At 67.9% G+C, this 20,281-nt stretch carries 20 protein-coding genes; 10 read left to right on the top strand and 10 right to left on the bottom strand.

Annotated elements, in window-relative coordinates:
* Window positions 1-12 precede the first annotated feature (12 nt).
* Both C8D87_RS35890 and C8D87_RS35885 read right to left on the bottom strand, forming a co-directional pair.
* Window positions 13-933 carry a GNAT family N-acetyltransferase gene (locus C8D87_RS35890; RefSeq protein ID WP_109641009.1) on the bottom strand — a complete coding sequence of 307 codons (921 nt, stop codon included), beginning with the start codon at window positions 931-933 and terminating at the stop codon, window positions 13-15.
* A 10-nt stretch (window positions 934-943) separates the two neighbouring features.
* On the bottom strand, window positions 944-1,777 hold the full coding sequence (locus C8D87_RS35885; RefSeq protein WP_109641008.1) for a class I SAM-dependent methyltransferase: 834 nt from the start codon (window positions 1,775-1,777) through the stop codon (window positions 944-946).
* 180 nt (window positions 1,778-1,957) lie between these two features.
* Between C8D87_RS35885 and rpsA the strand changes: the two genes are divergently transcribed.
* On the top strand, window positions 1,958-3,451 hold the full coding sequence (gene rpsA / locus C8D87_RS35880; RefSeq protein WP_109641007.1) for a 30S ribosomal protein S1: 1,494 nt from the start codon (window positions 1,958-1,960) through the stop codon (window positions 3,449-3,451).
* 238 nt (window positions 3,452-3,689) lie between these two features.
* Window positions 3,690-4,307: a hypothetical protein gene (locus C8D87_RS35870; protein WP_170155272.1), complete on the top strand. Its 618-nt coding sequence runs from the start codon at window positions 3,690-3,692 to the stop codon at window positions 4,305-4,307.
* Here the strand turns inward: C8D87_RS35870 and C8D87_RS35865 are convergent.
* Entirely contained in the window at window positions 4,255-4,650 is a 396-nt protein-coding gene (locus C8D87_RS35865; RefSeq protein WP_109641005.1) for a MerR family transcriptional regulator, read from the bottom strand. The two genes, C8D87_RS35870 and C8D87_RS35865, sit on opposite strands and share 53 nt — an antisense overlap.
* Window positions 4,651-4,700: 50 nt before the next feature.
* On the opposite strand from C8D87_RS35865, the gene C8D87_RS35860 reads away from it, so the two are divergent.
* Together C8D87_RS35860 and coaE are read left to right on the top strand one after the other, a co-directional pair.
* Window positions 4,701-5,966 carry an MFS transporter gene (locus C8D87_RS35860; RefSeq protein ID WP_215732584.1) on the top strand — a complete coding sequence of 422 codons (1,266 nt, stop codon included), beginning with the start codon at window positions 4,701-4,703 and terminating at the stop codon, window positions 5,964-5,966.
* 5 nt (window positions 5,967-5,971) lie between these two features.
* Window positions 5,972-7,120, top strand: coding sequence for a dephospho-CoA kinase (coaE, locus tag C8D87_RS35855; RefSeq protein WP_112230254.1), 1,149 nt, complete (start codon window positions 5,972-5,974; stop codon window positions 7,118-7,120).
* On the opposite strand, the gene C8D87_RS35850 is transcribed toward coaE, so the two are convergent.
* Together C8D87_RS35850 and C8D87_RS35845 are read right to left on the bottom strand one after the other, a co-directional pair.
* Window positions 7,096-7,614, bottom strand: a complete 519-nt coding sequence (locus C8D87_RS35850) for a ribonuclease FAU-1 family protein (RefSeq protein WP_109641003.1) — start codon at window positions 7,612-7,614, stop codon at window positions 7,096-7,098. The genes coaE and C8D87_RS35850 overlap by 25 nt on opposite strands.
* An 88-nt stretch (window positions 7,615-7,702) precedes the next feature.
* A complete protein-coding gene (locus tag C8D87_RS35845; protein ID WP_109641002.1) occupies window positions 7,703-8,212 on the bottom strand; it encodes a ribonuclease FAU-1 family protein in 510 nt (169 codons plus the stop codon).
* A gap of 50 nt (window positions 8,213-8,262) precedes the next feature.
* On the opposite strand from C8D87_RS35845, the gene C8D87_RS35840 reads away from it, so the two are divergent.
* The 4 genes from C8D87_RS35840 to C8D87_RS35825 all read left to right on the top strand — a co-directional run bounded on the left by C8D87_RS35840 (window position 8,263) and on the right by C8D87_RS35825 (window position 12,725).
* The gene (locus C8D87_RS35840; protein ID WP_112230252.1) at window positions 8,263-9,348 is read left to right on the top strand and encodes a DUF5685 family protein; all 1,086 of its coding nucleotides are present in this window, start codon (window positions 8,263-8,265) and stop codon (window positions 9,346-9,348) included.
* Window positions 9,349-9,403: 55 nt separating this feature from the next.
* Window positions 9,404-11,566 (top strand): excinuclease ABC subunit UvrB, encoded by a 2,163-nt coding sequence (uvrB, locus tag C8D87_RS35835; protein ID WP_112230250.1) that lies wholly within the window; start codon window positions 9,404-9,406, stop codon window positions 11,564-11,566.
* A 372-nt stretch (window positions 11,567-11,938) separates the two neighbouring features.
* Entirely contained in the window at window positions 11,939-12,370 is a 432-nt protein-coding gene (locus C8D87_RS35830) for a MarR family winged helix-turn-helix transcriptional regulator (RefSeq protein WP_233440151.1), read from the top strand.
* A 7-nt stretch (window positions 12,371-12,377) separates the two neighbouring features.
* Window positions 12,378-12,725, top strand: coding sequence for an MmcQ/YjbR family DNA-binding protein (locus C8D87_RS35825; protein ID WP_109640998.1), 348 nt, complete (start codon window positions 12,378-12,380; stop codon window positions 12,723-12,725).
* On the opposite strand, the gene C8D87_RS35820 is transcribed toward C8D87_RS35825, so the two are convergent.
* Window positions 12,722-13,102 carry a VOC family protein gene (locus tag C8D87_RS35820; RefSeq protein ID WP_109640997.1) on the bottom strand — a complete coding sequence of 127 codons (381 nt, stop codon included), beginning with the start codon at window positions 13,100-13,102 and terminating at the stop codon, window positions 12,722-12,724. The two genes, C8D87_RS35825 and C8D87_RS35820, sit on opposite strands and share 4 nt — an antisense overlap.
* Window positions 13,103-13,158: 56 nt before the next feature.
* On the opposite strand from C8D87_RS35820, the gene C8D87_RS35815 reads away from it, so the two are divergent.
* Complete coding sequence (locus C8D87_RS35815; RefSeq protein WP_109640996.1) at window positions 13,159-13,551, top strand: VOC family protein; 393 nt, start codon at window positions 13,159-13,161, stop codon at window positions 13,549-13,551.
* Window position 13,552: 1 nt separating this feature from the next.
* Here C8D87_RS35815 and C8D87_RS35810 read toward each other — a convergent pair whose 3' ends face one another.
* The 3 genes from C8D87_RS35810 to C8D87_RS35805 form a co-directional block, all read right to left on the bottom strand.
* Window positions 13,553-14,479, bottom strand: a complete 927-nt coding sequence (locus tag C8D87_RS35810; protein WP_109640995.1) for an ABC transporter permease — start codon at window positions 14,477-14,479, stop codon at window positions 13,553-13,555.
* 220 nt (window positions 14,480-14,699) lie between these two features.
* Window positions 14,700-14,837, bottom strand: coding sequence for a hypothetical protein (locus C8D87_RS46405; RefSeq protein WP_170155271.1), 138 nt, complete (start codon window positions 14,835-14,837; stop codon window positions 14,700-14,702).
* Window positions 14,830-17,661 (bottom strand): alpha/beta fold hydrolase, encoded by a 2,832-nt coding sequence (locus C8D87_RS35805; protein WP_109640994.1) that lies wholly within the window; start codon window positions 17,659-17,661, stop codon window positions 14,830-14,832. The genes C8D87_RS46405 and C8D87_RS35805 overlap by 8 nt, the downstream gene beginning before the upstream one ends.
* A gap of 359 nt (window positions 17,662-18,020) precedes the next feature.
* Here C8D87_RS35805 and C8D87_RS35800 point away from each other — a divergent pair, with 359 nt between their 5' ends.
* Window positions 18,021-19,022 carry a TerC family protein gene (locus C8D87_RS35800; RefSeq protein ID WP_109640993.1) on the top strand — a complete coding sequence of 334 codons (1,002 nt, stop codon included), beginning with the start codon at window positions 18,021-18,023 and terminating at the stop codon, window positions 19,020-19,022.
* On the opposite strand, the gene C8D87_RS35795 is transcribed toward C8D87_RS35800, so the two are convergent.
* Window positions 19,019-20,221, bottom strand: coding sequence for a metal-dependent hydrolase family protein (locus tag C8D87_RS35795; protein WP_112230248.1), 1,203 nt, complete (start codon window positions 20,219-20,221; stop codon window positions 19,019-19,021). The genes C8D87_RS35800 and C8D87_RS35795 overlap by 4 nt on opposite strands.
* Between the last annotated feature and the right edge of the window lie 60 nt (window positions 20,222-20,281).

Raw genomic sequence — 20,281 nt, 5'->3', positions numbered from 1 at the left:
CTCGGACATTGGTCACCTAAGGGCTGTGGCGGGGCGTACTTCCCAGACGGTCCACAGCGGCCGGTAACCCTGACGCGGCCAGAAGACGCTGCTCAGCGGGTTCGGCGGGTTGTAGTAGAGGTACGTGCCGACCGCGCCCATCCGGTGAAGTTCCTGGTGGGCGTAGGCGACGAGCTGCTGGCCGATGCCGGTGCCGCGGGCACCGGGCAGCACGGAGACGCAGTTCACATAGCCCCAGCGCCCGCGCGGCAGCCTCGCCGCCGCGCTGGTGCCCGGCTCGGACGAGACGATCGCGCACTCGGCGAGCGCCACCGCGATGCCGTCCCGTTCCGCCAGCCAGATCGGGCTCGCGTTGGTCAGCCGTTCGGCCAGGGCGCGTCGTTTGAGGGCGCGTGCCTCCGGGCGCACGATCGTGGAGCCGACGAACGACGAGTACTCCAGCTCCGCGAGCGACAGCTCCAGCACCGTTTCCAGGTCGTGCGGGGTGGCGCGGCGGATCGTGAGCGTGCGCGGGACGCGGACCGGCGGAGTCCTCAGCCGCACGCCCAGCACGGACAGCGGCACCAGGCCGTGGTCGAGGAACGCGCGCGCTGCCGTCGTGTCGCGGCTCGGCCAGTGCACGACGCACGCGGTGTCCTCGCCGATCTCCTGCGTGTCGAGGTGCCGGCGCCACCGAGTGAGCAGCGCGTCCATGCCCTGGCTCGTGCCGACCAGCGGCAGCAGCTCCCACACCTCCGCTGCCGACCACAGCCGGGTGATGGAGTGCGGCTCGAACGACTGGTGGCTGATGACCCCGGCGACGCGCGTGCCGTCGGCGAGCGCCGCCGTGATGACGTGGCCGTCCATCGGCGGTTCGACGGCGGGCGGGAGCAACGGGTCCAGCGACGCGAAACGTGCTGACTGGGCCGCCACGAGTCCGCGTGCCGAGGTCATGAGCGTGAGATTACGACGTCAGGCGCGTACGGAAGATCGCGGTGCCGGGGAAGAGCTTGCCCCGCAGCGGGCTCCACTGCCCCCAGACGCGCGTGTGCCCCTTCGGCCACTCCGGCTCGACGAGGTCCTCGACGACGAATCCGGTGGCCGTGAGCGCCCGGACGTAGTCGCCGAGCGTGCGGTGGTGCTCCACGTAGGTGGCGCGGCCCTCCTCGTCGACCTCTACATAGGGGGTGCGGTCGAAGTACGACTGCGTGACCGTGAGGCCGAGCGGTCCGGGGTCGTCCGGGAAGATCCACCGCATCGGGTGGTTGACCGAGAACACCCACGGCGAGCCCGGCTTGAGGACGCGGGCCACCTCGCTGAAGACCTCCTGAACGTCCGCCACGAAAGGCACCGCGCCGAACGCCGAGCAGGCGGCGTCGAAGGAGCCGCCGGCGAAGGGGAGCTGGTCGGCGCTGGCCTGGACGAGCGGCACGTCGACGCCGGTCTTGGCGTTGTTCTCTCGCGCGTGCCTGAGCATGCCCTCGGAGATGTCGAAGGCGGTGACTTCGGCCCCGTTCGCCTTGAGCCAGCGGGCGCACGGGGCACTGCCGCAGCCCACCTCGAGGATGCGCTGACCAGCGATTTCGCCGAGGAAACGGGTCTCCTCCTCGCGCAGTCCCTCGGGGCACCAGAGGAAGTCGGCCGCACCCAGGAAGTCGCCGTGCGTGTCGTGGTAGTCGTCGGCGTCCGCGTCCCACCAGATGCGGTTCGCCGCACGTGACTCGGCGGCGTCAGCTCCGCGCTTGACGATGCCGGCCGTGCCTAGCGCTTGTTCCGCGCTCGCGTGCTGGTTGGACACACTGCTCCTTCACATGGGGGCTGGTTTGCTCACACGTCTCGCGGCCGCGTACGATAACGCCCGCGTAGTGGGTTAGTGCTGCCCATGATCCAGAACGGTCGGGGATTCCAGGTCGCTGCGACGCTGCGCGCGCACCACTACCACTCATTAATGCCAATCCGTACCGGAGCCACCTACCTAATGTCCACCGACACCACCACCGCCCCCGTTGCCGCTGCGCCCAAGCAGGTCGCGATCAACGACATCGGGACGGAGGAGGACTTCCTCGCTGCTATCGACAAGACGATCAAGTACTTCAACGATGGCGACATCGTTGAAGGCACGATCGTCAAGGTCGACCGGGACGAGGTCCTGCTCGACATCGGCTACAAGACCGAGGGGGTCATCCCCTCGCGTGAACTGTCGATCAAGCACGACGTCGATCCCGCCGAGGTTGTCTCAGTCGGTGACGAGGTCGAGGCCCTTGTTCTCCAGAAGGAGGACAAGGAAGGCCGCCTGATCCTCTCCAAGAAGCGCGCTCAGTACGAGCGCGCGTGGGGCACCATCGAGGCCCTCAAGGAGAAGGACGAGCCGGTCCGCGGCACTGTCATCGAGGTCGTCAAGGGTGGTCTCATCCTCGACATCGGTCTCCGCGGCTTCCTCCCCGCCTCGCTCGTCGAGATGCGTCGCGTCCGCGACCTCCAGCCGTACGTCGGCCGTGAGCTCGAGGCGAAGATCATCGAGCTGGACAAGAACCGCAACAACGTGGTCCTGTCCCGCCGTGCGTGGCTGGAGCAGACCCAGTCCGAGGTCCGCAGCGAGTTCCTCAACCAGCTGCAGAAGGGCCAGGTCCGCAAGGGCGTCGTGTCCTCGATCGTCAACTTCGGTGCCTTCGTGGACCTGGGTGGCGTCGACGGTCTCGTCCACGTCTCGGAGCTGTCCTGGAAGCACATCGACCACCCGTCCGAGGTTGTCGAGGTCGGCCAGGAAGTCACCGTCGAGGTCCTCGACGTCGACATGGAGCGCGAGCGCGTCTCCCTGTCGCTGAAGGCGACCCAGGAAGACCCGTGGCGCCAGTTCGCCCGCACCCACGCGATCGGCCAGATCGTGCCGGGCAAGGTCACCAAGCTGGTTCCGTTCGGTGCGTTCGTCCGCGTGGACGAGGGCATCGAGGGCCTGGTCCACATCTCCGAGCTGGCCGAGCGCCACGTCGAGATTCCGGAGCAGGTCGTCCAGGTCGGCGACGACGTCATGGTCAAGGTCATCGACATCGACCTCGACCGTCGCCGCATCTCGCTGTCGCTCAAGCAGGCCAACGAGGGCTTCACGGTCGACACCGAGTTCGACCCGACCCAGTACGGCATGGCCGCCGAGTACGACGACCAGGGCAACTACATCTACCCCGAGGGCTTCGACCCGGAGACCCAGGAGTGGCAGGACGGCTTCGACAAGCAGCGTGAGGAGTGGGAGCGTCAGTACGCTGAGGCCCACACTCGTTACGAGGCCCACATGAAGCAGATCCGCAAGGCCGCTGAGGCTGAGGAAGAGGCTTCGGCCGAGGGTGCGGGCAACTACACCTCCGGTGGGGACACTTCCGGCACCACGTCCGTTGGTGCGCCGGCTCAGTCCGGTGGCACGCTCGCTTCGGACGAGCAGCTGGCCGCGCTTCGGGAGAAGCTGTCCGGCGGTATGTGATCCGCTCCAGCTCCTTGTAGCTGACTGACGGAGGCCCCTGCACCCTTTGGGTGTGGGGGCCTCCGTTTTTGTTGGGTCCGCAGGTGGGTGCGTTGGCATCGGACGTGCCGGTTGCGAGGGTTTTCCTGGGGCTCCGTGCCAGACCCGCCAATGCGAGATGTGCCGCGCGTGGCCACGACGGTGCCACCCGTTCACTCTGTGGTGGAGGCTCAACCTCGTTGTGTAGGTTGGCAAACCTATGCGTGGGAACAAGTTCTTCGTGGCACTGGGCGCGGTGGCGCTGGCGGTCTGCGCGGCCTGCTCCGGCTCTGCGCCGCAAACTCAGGCGCCGCCGCCGCAGATCCCGAAGATCACCCCGCCCACCACGGCGTCGCGGGTTCCGGCGATGGTGGATCGGGCGTTGCCGGACGACTGCGAGTTGGTGGTGCCGGTCGACATGATGAACGCGACGCTCGGGCAGGAGTTGCCTGGTGAGCCTCGGATCATCATCGGGATCAAGGAGCCCGGGATCGGGCGGACCGGGAAGATCGATTGTTACTACGGGATTCCCGAGAAGAAGAACCTGCCGGACGCGAAGATCGTCATCGGGCTGTCCACCTACACGGACGATTTGACGGCGCGTACTCGGGTCACGGAGAGCATCGAGGCTGAGCGGCAGGACGGGGCGAAGATCACCGAGGTTGACGTCGGGAAGCAGAAGGGGACGTTGATCGAGGGGAAAGAGGAGCAGTTGCTCGTCGGGTCGCTCGGCAAGTCGACGTTCGTGGTGCGCAACCGGCACAACTTCATCCCGAAGGAGAAGCTCATGGCGATCCTGCCGGTGCTGGCGCAGCAGTCGATGACGCCGCCGGTCTAGCGGTGATGATCGTGTCCAAAGCGGACTGAGCTTCCTGCAGGGCTTGGATCGACGCGGAGATCCGGGCTCGTTCCACCAGCAGTTCGTCCACCAGCTCTGGGCAGATGGACGCGATCAGCCGCTCGCCGTCCACGCCCATGCACGGCAGGACTTCGGCGATCGTGTCGGTGGAGAGGCCTGCGGCCAGGAGGCTGCGGATGTGTGCCACACGCAGCACGTCGGAGTCGGTGTAGACGCGGTAGCCGCTGGGCAGTCGTTGTGGCGTGAGCAGGCCTTGTTCCTCGTAGTAGCGCAACAGTCGTTGGCTCACGCCGGTGCGCCGTGCCAGTTCCCCGATTCGCACGCGATTTCTCCCTTGACTCTCACACCCGTGTGAGACTTTAGCGTCTGGGCATGACAAGTCGATCAAAGGAGAGCGTGCGGTCCTGGCTCGGACTCGCGGTGCTCACGCTGCCCACGGCGATGCTCGCCATGGATGTCACCATCCTCTACCTCGCCTCCCCGCATCTCGCGAAGAGCTTGCAGCCCACCGGTACCGAGCTGCTCTGGATTCTCGACAGCTACGGGTTCGTGATCGCCGCGCTGCTCATTCCGATGGGTGTGCTCGGTGACCGGATCGGGCGACGCAGGTTGTTGCTCATCGGGGCGGCGGCGTTCGCAGGTGGGTCGGTGGTGGCTGCTTACGCGCCCACGCCTGAGACGTTGATCGCGGCTCGGGCGTTGCTCGGGGTTGCCGGGTCGACGTTGATGCCGTCGACGTTGGCGTTGATCAGCACGATGTTCCGGGACCGGCGCGGTACGGCGATCGGCATCTGGGCGGCGGCGATGTCCGGTGGTGTCGCGCTTGGTCCTGTGGTCGGTGGTGCGCTGCTGGAGACGTGGTGGTGGGGGTCGGCGTTCCTGGTGGCGGTGCCGGTCATGGTGTTGTTGCTGGTCGCGGGGCCGTTCGTGTTGCCGGAGCACCACGGGCCGGTGCATCGGGTTGATCTGCCGAGTGTGGCGCTCGTGCTCGTGGCGACGGTGCTGACGGTGTACGGCGTCAAGCACTTCGACGTCGTTGCGGCGGTGGCGGGTATTGCGGTCGGCGGCTGGTTCGTGCGGCGGCAGCGGAGGATCGCGCATCCGTTGATCGAGACGGCGTTGTTCCGGGGGCGGTTCGGGCGCGCGGTCGTGGTGCTGGTCGCGGACGCCGCGGTGACGGCTGGGGTCTATCTGCTGGTGACGCAGCAGTTGCAGCAGCACTTCTCGCCGTTGCGGGCAGGGCTTCTGCTGCTTCCGGCGTCTGTTGCCATGATCGTCACGTCGGTGCTCGCTCCGCGTCTCGCCGGCGCTTTCGGTGCCGGGCGGACTGTGTCGGTGGCCCTGATCGTGGCTGCCGCGGGGTTAGCGATCGTGCCGCACGCCGCGGTGCTCGGCATCGTCGTCATCTACCTGGGACAGGGGCCGGTGATGGCGTTGAGCACGGACCTGATCGTGGGTGCCGCGCCGGAGGAGAAGGCGGGCTCGGCGGCGGCGTTGTCGGAGACCGGGATGGAGTTCGGGCTGGCGCTGGGGGTCGCGGTGATCGGGACGGTCGGGGCGGCGAGCGGCTTCGGCACGGTGGCGGTCGTCGCCGTGGTGGTGTCGGTCCTGCTCGCCGGGCTTGCCCGGCTAACCTGACCGGCATGCTCAGGGTGGGGTTGACCGGCGGAATCGGGTCCGGGAAGTCGACGATCGCGAAGCTGCTCGCCGAGAACGGCGCTGTGGTCATCGATGCGGACAAGCTCGCGCGTGAGGTGCTTGAGCCCGGTACGGACGGGCTCAAGGAGGTCGTCGAGGCGTTCGGTGAGGACGTGCTCAACGGTGACGGCACGTTGAACCGGGCGGCGTTGGCGGCCAAGGCCTTCGCCAGTGAGGAGGCTCGGCAGACGCTCAACGGGATCACGCATCCGCGCATCGGGGCGTTGACCGGGCAGCGGATGGCCGAGGCTCCCGAGGACGCGATCGTCGTGCACGACATCCCCTTGCTGGTGGAGCGGGACCTGGCGGCGGCGTACCACCTCGTGATCGTGGTGCACGCGGATGCGGCCACCCGGCTGGAGCGGCTGGTCACGAGCAGGGGGATGGACCGGCGGGACGCGGAGAACCGGATCACCGCGCAGGCCACGGACGAGCAGCGGCGGGCCGTGGCGGACGTGTGGCTGGACAACTCCGGGGAGGTTCCGGACATCACCGGGTTGTGGGACCGGCTGGTCGGGTTCGAGAAGAACGTGCGGACGCAGTCCTACGCGGCCGGGTCGCCGATCGTGGTGCCGTACGACGGGCGGTGGCCCGCGCAGGCCAAGCGGCTTGCCCGGCGGATCAGCGTGGCTGCCGGCGGGCGGCGGGTCGAGCACATCGGGTCGACGGCGGTGCCAGGGCTCGCGGCCAAGGACGTGCTGGACTTCCAGCTCGCTGTCGAGGACATGGCGACCGCCGACTCGTTGCGGGAGACGTTGGCGCACGCCGGGTTTCCGTACGTGGGGCCGTACGAGGACACGCCGCGCGGCGAGGGTGACTGGAGCAAGCGGCTGCACGCCGGGGCTGATCCGGGGCGGCGGGTGAATCTTCACCTGCGCGTCGAGGGTGCTGCCAACTGGCGGTGGGCGATCGACTTCCGCGACTGGCTGCGGCACGACACGCAGGCTCGTGAGGAGTACGCGGCGCTCAAACTCGAGCTGTCCCAGCGATTCGCGGCCGATTCCTCGGCGTTTGCCTACGGTGAGGCGAAGGAGCCGTGGATGGTGGCTGCCGTCGCGCGCGTGCAGGCCTACAGGGGCGGCCAGGTGTCGTAGATGCCGTGCCACGTCAGCCACGACGTCAGGTTGTGGTTGACGTTGCTGAGCTCTTCGAGGGTGCGGTGCACGGTGCGCAGGGCCTGGTCGGCGTCGCCGGGGCGCAGGACGCGGCCTGCCACGGCGGCGGCGAAGTCCTCGCTGCGCACGATGCGGGGCGTGGTACCGCCCGGAATCGCCAGGCCCAGCAACAGGTCCGTGGTCTGCCAGTGGCGGTGGTCGCGCTCGACCCGGACCGCGGACAGCACGCTCGGGCCGCTGCGGGAGTGCCGGGAGCGGGCGCGGTAGGTCGTGAGGCGCAGGCCCAGTTCCGGCATCAGCCAGGTGATTTCGGCGTCCGAGAACGGGTCCTCCGGGGTGGGGTGCTCGATCCGCAGGCCCCAGCGCTCCACCTCGCACGAACTGAGCGTCCGCGTGCCACCGGACGAATAAGTGCGCACGCCCGAAATGGTGTCGACAACGTCGACCAGCTGAGGTGTAGTGACCGCTCCCACGCCGCCGAGGGTAGTCAAATAAGTGCTCGCAGTTACACGCCGGGTCGATTCGTTACGTCACGGTCAGATGACGAACACACTCTGTGTATCAACGCCAGGAGGTGGGACAACCCGAAGAGGTGAGCCACCTGACCACATCGTGACCGTGCGCTGAAATACCGGACACCGCTGAGTAGGTGGTTTCCAGCGCCCATTGGGCTCGTTCCGGGGTGATCAGGTTGTGCTGAACTGCGGTGATCAATTCGTCGGTGTCCAGAACGGTGACGCTGCGACCCGTTCGGACGATCAGGTCGAGGTAGAGGTCGATGGTCTTCCAGACGCTGCCCACCCCGGTGATCTCGACGACGTCGACGTAGAAGTCGTAGTCGCGCTCGTGGCCGGGGTGCCAGGACTGGCGGGTCACCCGGACGTTGAGCTTCGGCAGGAACCAGCTCTCGAAGTGGCTGATCTGCGGATGACCGCTGAGCGGCCGGAACATGTAGAGGCCCGTCGGGGTGAGCCGGTACTCGTCGACGCTGCGCAGCTGTCCCTTGGGATCGGTGTTGCTCTTGGCGTCCAGGTCGAAGTACTCGATCTTCGGCGGATGGATGTGTGCCACGGGGCCGATACTGCCATCCAAACCCGAGACGGCCACTTAGGATGCGCCGCATGTTCGGGATCATTCGCCCCTGCCGCAACAGGATGGGCGCTGAGCTGCGGTCCGCGTGGCTCGCGCACCTGTGCGGGATGTGCCTGTCGTTGCGTGACGAGCACGGTCATCTGTCGCGGCTCGTCACCAACTACGACGGGCTGATGATCTCGGCCGTGGTCGAGGCGCAGAGCGGCCTCTCGCGGCGGTCTGCCGGGCCGTGTGCGTTGCGCGGGCTGAAGTCCGCGGACGTGGCGATCGGATCCGGTGCGCGGCTGGCGGCGTCGGTGTCGCTGGTGCTGGCGTCGTTGAAGATCCACGACCACGTGGACGACGGTGACGGGCTGACCGGCCGGCTGGGGTGGGCGGGGCGCGCGGTGGCGCAGCGCTGGGCCGCCAAGGGGATCGGGACGGCGTCCGATCTCGGCTTCGACGCCTCGGTGATGGTCGACTCGGTGCGGCGGCAGCCCCTCGTGGAGGCAGCGGCGGGGCTGGGCAGCTCGGTGCTGGTGGTCACGGAGCCGACGGAGACGGCGACCGCGTTCGCCGTCGGGCAGACGGCCCTGATCGCGGGCAGGCCGCAGAACGCGGAGCCGTTGCGCGAGGTGGGACGGCTGTTCGGACGGGTGGCGCACCTGATCGACGCCGTCGAGGACCTGGAGGAGGACCGCGCGTCGGGTGCGTGGAACCCGTTGCTGGCCACCGGGACGCCGGTCGACGAGGCGCACAGGCTGTGCCTGGACGCCGTGACGGGGATCCGGCTGGCGCTGGACGAGGTCGAGTTCACCGACGCGCGGCTCGTGCACAAGCTGCTGGTGCACGAGCTGGAGGAGTCGATCATCCGGGTGTTCGGCCGCCGGCGTGCTCCGGAGAAGCCGAGCTGGTCGAATCCGGGCAGCGGGTTGTGGGCGTACCCGAGGCTGAACCCGCAGCCACGGCCGCGCGGGTGTTTCAGCGGCTGCGGGGCGTTCCTCTACATGTGCGGGACCTGCCAGTTCTGCTGCCGCGACCCGTTCCCCGGCCCGTGGAGCGACAAGCGGCGGGACAACCCGCTCGACTGCGACGGGTGCGACTGCTGCGACTGCAACTGCTGTCCGTGCGATTAGGGCCCTGACCAGGCCCGATCTGAAATTGTCAGACCCCCGGCGTAACGTGCTTCCCGTGGCTTTCGCAACCGAGCTCCCGCCAGAGGAGAGCACCGTCAAGGCGCACTCCGAGCACCGTCCCGTCGGCGACATCGTCCGCACCGGCGGGCAGTTCCGCGTGGTCAGCGACTACCAGCCGGCCGGCGACCAGCCGGCGGCCATCGACGAGCTGGAACGCCGCGTGCGTGCGGGCGAGCGCGACGTGGTGCTGCTCGGCGCCACCGGTACCGGCAAGTCGGCGACCACGGCCTGGCTGGTCGAACGGCTGCAGCGCCCCACGCTGGTCATGGCGCCGAACAAGACGCTGGCCGCGCAGCTGGCGAACGAGCTGAAGGAGCTCTTCCCGCACAACGCGGTGGAGTACTTCGTCAGCTACTACGACTACTACCAGCCAGAGGCGTACATCCCGCAGACGGACACGTACATCGAGAAGGACTCCTCGATCAACGAGGACGTCGAGCGTCTCCGCCACTCGGCCACGATGTCGCTGCTCACCCGGCGCGACGTCATCGTGGTCGCCTCGGTGTCGTGCATCTACGGCCTCGGCACGCCCCAGTCGTACCTCGACCGCTCCATCCGGCTGGAGACGGGCGTGGAGGTCGACCGCGACGCGTTCCTGCGCCTGCTGGTCGACGTCCAGTACAACCGCAACGACATGTCGTTCACCCGTGGCTCGTTCCGGGTGCGCGGCGACACGGTCGAGATCATTCCGTCCTACGAGGAACTCGCGGTCCGCGTCGAGTTCTTCGGCGACGAGATCGACAAGCTCTACTACCTCCACCCGCTGACCGGCGACATCATCCGCGAGGTCGACGAGCTGCGGATCTTCCCCGCCACCCACTACGTCGCGGGCCCGGAGCGCATGGAGCGCGCCATCCGCGACATCGAGGTGGAGCTGGAGTCGACGCTCGCCCAGATGGAGCGCCAGGGCAAGCTCCTGGAGGCGCAGCGCCTGCGCATGCGCACCCAGTACGACATCGAGATGATGCGTCAGGTCGGCTTCTGCAACGGCATCGAGAACTACTCGCGCCACATCGACGGCCGCGGCCCCGGCACGGCGCCGGCGACGCTGCTCGACTACTTCCCCGACGACTTCCTGATGGTCATCGACGAGTCGCACGTGACGGTGCCACAGATCGGCGGCATGTACGAGGGTGACGCCTCGCGCAAGCGCAACCTCGTCGAGCACGGCTTCCGGCTGCCCTCTGCGCTGGACAACCGCCCGCTGACGTGGGAGGAGTTCGCCGACCGGATCGGCCAGGTCGTCTACCTGTCGGCCACGCCCGGCCCGTACGAGCTCGGGCAGTCCGGCGGCGAGTTCGTCGAGCAGGTCATCCGGCCCACCGGGCTCGTCGACCCCGAGGTGGTCGTGAAGCCGACCGAGGGGCAGATCGACGACCTGGTGCACTCGATCCGGGAACGGGCGGAGCGGGACGAGCGCGTGCTCGTCACGACGCTCACGAAGAAGATGGCAGAGGACCTGACGGACTACCTGCTGGAGCTGGGAATCCGGGTGCGGTACCTGCACTCCGAGGTCGACACCCTGCGCCGGGTGGAGCTGCTGCGCCAGCTGCGGCTCGGCGAGTTCGACGTGTTGATCGGCATCAACCTGCTGCGGGAAGGGCTCGACCTTCCAGAGGTGTCGCTGGTGGCGATTCTCGATGCGGACAAAGAAGGGTTCCTGCGGTCCGGCACCTCTCTCGTGCAGACGATCGGTCGCGCGGCTCGCAACGTGTCCGGTGAGGTCCACATGTACGCGGACCGGATCACGGACTCCATGCGGCACGCGATCGAAGAGACCAACCGGCGGCGGGCCAAGCAGATCGCTTACAACGAAGAACGCGGGCTTGATCCGCAGCCGTTGCGGAAGAAGATCACCGACATTCTGGAGGCGGTGTACTCCGAGGCCGAGGACGAGGTTCCGGTCGGCGGGTCTGGGCGGAACCAGTCCCGGGGCAAGCGGGCCACCGGGGAGGGCGGCAGGTCTTCCGGGGTTGTGCACTCGCACGAGCGGGCCGGGATGGCTCGGTCGGAGCTCGCGGATCTGGTGCAGTCGCTGACTGATCAGATGATGAATGCTGCTCGGGACCTGCAGTTCGAGCTGGCGGCTCGGCTGCGGGATGAGATTCAGGATTTGAAGAAGGAACTGCGGGGGATGGACGCGGCAGGGGTCAAGTGAGAGTGCGCCGTTCCGGTGGCGCGCTCTGTCCGTAGGCCGTCTCAACCCTTTGTTCGGTGGTTGCGTCCCGGCGCGACTGTCCATTATGGATTGTCGTGCTCCTTTCGCGCGCCTTGGCCTCCGCCGCGACACACTCCGCCACGTGCCCCAGGTACGACACCGGTGTCCGCAGGAACACGCCGGCACCTGCGGGTGCACCGTCCCGCCCGTTGTCCCCTAGGAGCGAGTTGGTGTCGCTCCTAGTGAAGTCGGTGGATGCGGCGGGTGATCGAGTGGCCGGGTGACGGTCAGTGCCCGCGGCAGAAATCGCTCTCTGGGGTGAGATGTCGGCTGACAGCTTTCGTCACGGCACAGGAGGGCAATGATCACACGGTGGATGTGGACTCCCACCTCGCCGCGGTGGAGCAGGCTCTGATCGCGATGCGGCGCAGTCAGTCACGCCGAGCGCTCGCCGAGCTGGCCGTACCGGCTTTCGACGTGCTGGACGTTGTCGAGATGGCTGAGCGAACAGGCACGCAGGCAACGGTTTCCAGTGTGGCGTCGGCGTTGCACGTCGATCAGCCACGCGCCAGCAAGCTCGTCACGAGCGCGGTCGACGCCGGGCTGGTGTCGCGGGTCGCGGACAAGGCGGACGGGCGGCGCGTGCTGCTCGTGCGCACGCCGCGGGGGCGCGCCACGTCGGCTGAGCTGCACCGGGCGCGGCAGACGGCGTGCGCGGCGGCCATGGCGGACTGGACTGACGAGGAGCGGGCGGTGTTCGCGGAGCTGCTCACACGTTTCGTCTCGGTGTTCGGCGCGCGATAATCCCGTTGTGACACTGGACGAACTGATCGCCTACTGCGCCGGCAAGCCGGGCGCGGAGGAGACGTATCCGTGGGGCGAGGCAGAGCTGGTGTGCAAGGTGGGAGGCAAAGCATTCGCGTTCATCGGCCTCGATGTGCACACCGTGGGGCTCAAGTGCGGGGTCGACGCCGAGGCCGCCGCGCCGTGGCGGGAGCGCTTTCCCGACGACATCACGGTCAGCGGGTACGTCGGGCGCTACGGCTGGAACACCATCGCGCTCAAGGGATCGGTGCCGGACGACGACCTGCTGGAGCTGGTCGACGGCTCCTACGAGGCTGTCGTCGCGCGGCTGCCGAAGCGGAAGCGGCCGGCCTAACGTTCTTCCGGCTGCAGGATGCCGAAGATGTTGCCCTCGGTGTCCTTGTAGTAGGCGAGCAGGCCGACACCGGGCACCTTGTCCTTGGGCAGCGCCACCGTGCCGTTGTTGAGGTCGATGGCGGCGATCGTGGCGTCGATGTCGGTGACGCTGATCGTCATGACGTAGCCGTGGACGGGCGCGTCGGGCGCCGGGTCGGGGCCCCTGCGCGGCAGCAGGCCGCCGTTGACGCCCGGCTGGTCGTCGTTGCCGGTCGTGATGACCCAGTAGGGGATGTCGCCCCACTTCTCGATCTTCCAGCCGAAGACGGCGGAGTAGAAGCGCCGCGCGCGATCGGGATCTGCGGCGTGGATCTCGAAGTGCACAGGACGTGACATGAGACGGGACGCTACTCCGGACAGTGGTTGTCCGCATTGGGTCCTACGGTTGCTTCATGGCAATCGGAATCCAGGTGACGATGGACGCGGCGGACCCCGGGAAGCTGGCTGAGTTCTGGGCGGAGGCACTCGGTTACGTGGTGCAGCCGCCACCGCCCGGCTTCGAGTCGTGGGAGGACTTCGCCGTCAAGAACAACATCCCCTACGAGTCGCTGAACGACTACTCGGCGATCATCGACCCGGAGGGCGAGGGGCCGCGGTTCTTCTTCCAGCGGGTGCCGGAGGGCAAGACGGCCAAGAACCGCGTCCACCTCGATGTGAACGCGGGTCTCGACGCTGTTGATCGTCTCGTTGCCCTCGGCGCGACGAAGGTCCAGGAGTTCAAGGACGGCAAGGGCCACTGGGTGACCATGCTCGACCCCGAGGGCAACGAGTTCTGCGTGCAGTGAGCTAGCTCGTGATGTCCTTGGTCTTGAACCGGCGCGCCGCGAGCAGCGTGAAGATGCCGCCGTAGACGAGCGCCGAGAACGTCCCGCGCGTCATCTCCGACCAGTCCACATCGGTCGAGAGCAGGTCGGCCCACGACATCGCGTAGTGCGTCGGCAGGTAGTTGCGCAGGTCCCCGAGCGGTTCGATCTGGTCGAGGATCTGCGACAGGATCGACACGAGCACCGTGCCGCCGACCGCACCGAGCGGCGCGTCGGTGGACACGGACAGGAACAGCGCCAGTCCGGCTACCCAGAACAGGTTGATCGCGATGTAGCAGACGGCGAGGGCGACACCGAGGACGCCGTCGGCGAACGGTGCCGCCTCGCCGGTCGGGCTCACGACCTCGCCCGCGCCGTACCAGACGACGCCCACGGCGAGGGCGACCGCCGGTAGGAGTGCCAGCGCGAAGAAGCTGAGGATGCCGCTGCTGATCGCCTTCTGCCGGAGCAGGCGGTGCCGGGGGATCGGCGCCGCCAGCAGGTACTTGAGGCTCGACCAGGAGGCCTCGGACGCGATCGTGTCGCCGAAGAACAGCGCCACGATCATCGGCAGCAGGAAGCTGCCGCTCACGAACAGCGTGAGCACCACGAAGTTGATGCCGCTGGCCGTCGCGAGGTCCACGAAGCCGCCGGAGCGGCGGTTCGGGTCGGACTGACCGATTTCGAAGCTCAGCGCGAGGATGAACGGCAGCAGCACCAGGAAGCCCAGCACGAGCTGGGTCCTGCGGCGGCGGATCTGCCGTTGCAGCTCCACCCGGATGCGGAGCGTTCTGCGCGCCCTGTAGCCCTTCGAGGAACCGTCCGGTGCCACCTCGGTGTGCTGGTTGGCGGCCGCGTCGGTCAGCTCGGTGATCGCGCCGGGGTCGGTGTGGACGTCGTGTTCGTTCACCGGTCCAACTCCTGCCGGGCTGGCGCCTTCGTGCGGTTCGGGTTCGCGGTGAGGATGGATTCGGCCGTGCGCGAACCGCTGTTGTGAACGGTCCGTTCGCGACGCGCCCGGCCCGGAACTGTCGGTGCCGGCTGGGAGAATGGAATCAGGGGTCCCCCTTGCCCGGTGGGCGGCGTGTGCGCATTCGGGGAGGGGACGCCTGCGGGAGCTTGCGCGGCGTTCATTCGGTGCCCTCCTCGTCGTGCGTTTCCGCCACCTCGCCGGCCACGTCGAGGCCGGCCTCCGCCAGCACCTCGAGCGCGCCGGGGTTCGGGGCGCCCGCCGTGGCGGACGCCGCTGCCATCAGGAAGTCATTCACCGACCAGCTCCAAGAACGCGTCTTCCAGCCTTCGCCGCGGACCCGCCTGGTCCACGGCCACACCGGCTGCCACGAGAGCAGACAGTGCCGCGGCGCGCGGGACGCCGTTCATCGACGCGTGCACGGCACCCTCGTCCTCGTGCACGTCGTGCACGCCTTCGAGGCCCCGCAGGACATCGGCCGCCTTCGAGGGGGAGTCGACGCGGAACGTCGCCTCGCCGCCTCCCGCCGCGATGTCGGCCACCTCGCCCGCGGCGACGAGCTGGCCCTTGTGCATCACGACCACGTGCGAACAGGTCTGCTCCACCTCGGCCAGCAGGTGCGACGACACCAGCACCGTGCGGCCCGCCGCGGCGTAGCGGCGCAGGACCTCGCGCATCTGGTGGATCTGGGGCGGGTCGAGTCCGTTGGTCGGTTCGTCCAGGATCAGCAGGTCCGGGAGACCGAGCATCGCCTGGGCGATCGCGAGCCGCTGGCGCATCCCCTGGCTGTACGTGCGCACGCGGCGGTGCACGGCGTCGCCGAGGCCGGCGATCTCCAGCGCCTCCTCGATGTGCGCCTCTTCCAGCGGCCTGCCCGTCGCCGCCCAGTACAGGCGCAGGTTTGCCGCGCCGGACAGGTGCGGCAGGAAGCCGGAACCCTCGACGAAGGAACCGATGCGCGACAGCACGGGCGCGCCCGGCGTCACCTTGTGGCCGAAGACCCGGATGTTGCCCTCGGACGGGTGGATCAGGCCCATCACCATCCGCAGGGTCGTGGTCTTGCCGGCGCCGTTGGGACCCAGCAGACCCAGCACCTGGCCGTGCTCCACGCGGAACGACAGATCCTTCACCGCGGTCAGGCCGCCGGGGTAGGACTTCGTCAGGTTTGAGATCACCAGCGGCACGTCGGACAGCGAAGGATCGGAGTCGTGGGCCAGGCGGCGACGGAACATCGCGATGACACCGGCGCCGATGAGCACCAGCAGCGTGATCAAGATGCCCCACAGGGCACTCGTCGGGAAGCCCGTCGTCACGTTGCGGCCGGGCACGACGGGCACCGAGAGCTCGTCGGACGCCAGCGAGATCCGGTACGCGGCCGGCTGCTCGGCGTTCGCGAACGCCTGGTCCGTCGTCGAGACGACCAGCGCGAGCTTGTGCTCACTCTCGACGGGACGCACGGCCGGCGGCAGCGTCACGGTCACCTCGGCGGCGGAACCGTCCGGAGGCAGCGCCACGCGGAACGGCGCGACAGCGGAGCCGGGCAGGACCCGAGTTCCGTCGCCCGACACGTCGTAGAGCTTCGCGAACAGGATCGCTTCGCCGGACGACTGGTCGCCGCGCGCGACGCGCAGACGGACCGTCGACGAACCGGTCAGCAGCAGCTGCGAGTCCAGCGCGTCCGACGTGAACACCGCGGCCTGGCCGGGCAGGTCGATCGACAACCGCGAGGAGATCGACGACGAGCGCGCCAGAGCGGAACCGAGGCCGGGCAGGTTGCTGATCGCCGCCGGGTTGCCGCCCGCCGGGTTCACCGCGACCTGCTCCCGCCCGCTCAGCTTCACCGTGCGGCGCTCGGTGGCGGCGCCGGAGAGACCGGGGTAGGAGGGTGCGACGACGGTGCGCAGCGACGGCGTGCCCGACGAGCGGAACGCGCCCTGCACCGTGTACTCGAAGCCCGTGCCGGGATCGGTTCCCTTGCCCTGCAGGTGGAACGCCATCCAGTCGGCGATCTCGCCGCGCAGTGCGGTGCCGGGGTTGCCGCCGTCGTGGCCGCCCGCGTACCAGACCATCTTCACCTTGCCGCCGGCCGCGGTGATCTGACGCGCGGTCGCGTCGGACTGGTCGAGGCCGAACAGGGTGTCCTGCTCGCCCTGCACCAGCATCGCCGGCTGCTTGATCTGGTCGGTCACGGCGACCGGGGACGACCTGCGCAGCAGCTCCAGGGTCTGCTGCGAGGCGCGGCCCGTCGTGGCGACCTCCGTGTACGCGGCGCACACCTCGGGGGTGAAGCGCCCGCACGCGCCCAGTGAAGGCGTCGGCGGCTGACCGGCGGCACCCGAGTTCCCGCCCGGCTGTTGCTGCGTGGCGGGCTGGTTCGACTCCGTCTGGCCCATTTCGGGCGCCTCGCCGGTGGGCGACGAGAGGTCGATCGACGTCATGCCCGCCGAGAAGAAGATGCCCGCCCACGAGCGCTTGAAGACGCCGTCCTCGCCGAACGCGGTGGCGGCAGGGGTGACGTCCGGACGCTGCGTCGCCGAAGAGGAGTTCGGCAGCAGCGCCTGGGCGAGGTCGTTGTAGGTGATGACGGGGACGAGCGTGTCGACGCGCTTGTCGACACCTGCGAGCAGCAACGAGAGAGCGCCGCCGTACGACGCGCCCGTCACGCCGACGCGCGGGTCGCCGCCGGTGTCCTTCTGCACCTCGTCACGGGTGCCGAGGAAGTCGAGGAGCTTCTGGGCGTCGCGGACCTCGCGGTCGAGCGAGTTGAGCGCGATCTGGCCGGTGCTGCGGCCGAAACCGCGAGCGGACCACGTCAGGACCACGAAGCCGCGGCGAGCGAACTCCTCGGCCTGGGTGTGCACGCTGCGGAGGCTGCCGCCGAAACCGTGCGCGAGCATGATCGCGGGCGCGGGTGTCTGCTGGGGGAGGTAAAGACGCGTCTCGATCGTCACCGTCTGAGTGCTGTCAGGGCTCTCAGGTGCGTCGATGTTCGCTTCTTTGTAGGGAACGGCCACGGGGTCGTCCCCGGATCGAGTGAAGTACACGCCGCCTGCGACGAGGGCGAGGACCACGATCAATGCGGGGATCGTCCACCTGCCGCGAAGGCGGGAGAGGCGGGACACGTTGATGACGATATGCGAGTTTTGCTGAGAACGGCCTGTCGGGATCCGCCCCCGGTCTCAGCAAGAGTCGATCTTCAGCAGGGCTTCAGGTAACGACAGGTTCCGGCCCGAACGACACGCTCCGTATTCCCATTGCTCCAGGTTGCGTGGGCATGCTCACCCTGTGTGGCGCTAACCGGACCTTGTAGAGCACAATATTCACGCAGGATGGAGGGGAGTACTCCCTAAGCGGCGGTGTCGTCAGTACGAAGCTCAGCGTGGAGCTTCCGGTGCCGTCGGTCGCGTTCGAGAGATCGTCTCAGCGGCGGAGGAGACCTCCGGGTCATTTGGCGTGCGCTGATTATCCCGGAGGTTGGATTGTGAACGTCCCCGCATGGATGTGGATCGCGACGATCGTGGGTCTGCTCGTTCTGCTCGCCGTCGACCTCGTCATCGTCGATCGAAAACCCCATGAGGTGACGATCGGGGAAGCCGCCCGCTGGGTCATCTTCTACATCGCGATGGCCGTGCTGTTCGGCCTCGGGATCTGGTACTTCTCCGGTGGCGTCTACGCGGGCGAGTTCTTCGCCGGGTACATCACCGAGTACTCGTTGAGCGTCGACAACCTGTTCATCTTCTTGATCATCATGACGACGTTCAAGGTGCCCGCGATCCACCAGCACAAGGTGCTGCTGATCGGCATCCTGCTCGCCCTCATCATGCGCGGCATCTTCATTGCGGCCGGCGCGGCGCTGATCAGCCAGTTCAGCTGGGTCTTCTACATCTTCGGCGCGTTCCTCATCTACACCGGCTGGAAGCTGGCGCGGGAGAACCACGAGGAAGAGGAAGAGGAGTTCAAGGAGAACCTGATGCTGCGCATGGTGCGCAAGGTTTTCCCGGTGACGCCCGACTACCACGGCTCCAAGTCGTTCATCAAGATCGACGGCAAGCGCTTCGTGACCCCGATGTTCATCGTGATGGTCGCGATCGGCTCCACCGACCTGCTCTTCGCGCTCGACTCGATCCCCGCGATCTTCGGCCTCACCAAGGAGCCGTTCCTGGTGTTCACGGCCAACGCGTTCGCGCTGATGGGCCTGCGCCAGCTGTACTTCCTGCTCGGTGGCCTGCTGTCGAAGCTCGTCTACCTCTCGATCGGCCTCTCGGTGATCCTCGGCTTCATCGGCGTGAAGCTGATCCTCGAGGCGCTGCACACCAACAGCCTGTCGTTCCTCAACGGCGGCGAGCCGTTCCACGTGCCGACGATCGGCATCGAGGTCTCGCTGTCGGTGATCATCGGCGTGCTGGCGATCACGACGATCGCCAGCCTGCTCAAGGTGAGGCGCGACCCGGAAGCCCAGAAGCACGTGGGCGCCAACCACTAGATCACGGGGACGCCGTTCTGGTAGACGGCGCGGATGGCCTGCTTCAGCGTTCCGGCCTTCACGTGCTGCTCGGCGTCACCCTCCACGAGTACGAGATCGGCGAGCTTGCCAGGGGCGAGCTCGCCGAGTTCGTTTCCGAGGCGCATCAGCTCGGCGGCGGACGTGGTGGTCGCCTGGATCGCCTCGGCGGGCGACATGCCGTACTCGACCATCAGCGTGAGCTCGTTGAGGTTGTCGCCGTGCGGCCCGACGCCGGAGTCGGTGCCCATCGCGATCTTCACTCCGGCCTGGTGCGCCTTCTGGAACGCCTGGAAGTGTTGCGCGACAACGGACTTCGCCTTGTCCAGGATGACGTCCGAGATCGCCATGCCGGCCGCGGCCTGGTCCAGCACCATGCGCGGCGCCATCAGCGTCGGCACCAGCCACGTCCCGTGCTTGATCATCTCCTCGACGCCCTCGTCGGTGAGGAACACGCCGTGCTCGATGGACCTGACACCGTTGCGCACGGCCGTGAGGATGCCGTCACCGCTCATGGCGTGCGACATGACCGCGATGCCCGCGGCGTTCGCCTCCTGCACGATCATCGCGATCTCCTCGTCGCGGAAGTGCGCGTGACGAGGGTTGCTGCGCGGCGACATCACGCCACCGCTGGAAGCGATCTTGATGATGTCCGCGCCGTGGCGCACCAGCGTGCGGACGACCTTGCGCAGCTCCTCGGGACCGTCGGCGACGGTGTTCGGCAGGCCGGGGTGCAGCGGTGGCGAGATGTGCGCGCCGCACTGCATCCAGTCGTCGTTGTGGCCGCCGGTCTGCGACACCATGTTGACCGCGATCTGCATGCGCGGCCCCTGGATCAGGCCGCGCCGGACCGCCTCCGCCACACCGAGGTCCGCGCCGAGCGCGTCACGGACCGTGGTGATGCCGCACTGCAGCGTTGCTTTCATGTTCCCGATCGCCTCGTAGAACGGCAGCGAGAACGGCGTGTTCAGCGACCGCACCAGGTCGGCGCCGCTGAACATGAAGTGCACGTGGCAGTCGAACAGCCCCGGCAGGACCGTGTGGCCGGTCGCGTCGACCACGGTGTCGCCGTCGAGTCCGATGCCCACGTCGACGATGCGGCCGTCCTCGACCACCACGTCGCCGGGCTCGGCCGTCGAGCCGGTGAAGACCCTGCCCCCAGAGAACACGATGCGCGTCATACGCGGAAATCTATGCGGCGAGTCAATTTTTGTGATCGGTCAACAAACGGTTATGAGCTT

Origin of the sequence: Lentzea atacamensis, assembly GCF_003269295.1 — a bacterium.
In the GTDB taxonomy this organism is placed as follows: domain Bacteria; phylum Actinomycetota; class Actinomycetes; order Mycobacteriales; family Pseudonocardiaceae; genus Lentzea; species Lentzea atacamensis.
Note: the sequence above shows the minus strand (reverse complement) of the source record. Positions and strands in the feature narration are given on the sequence as shown.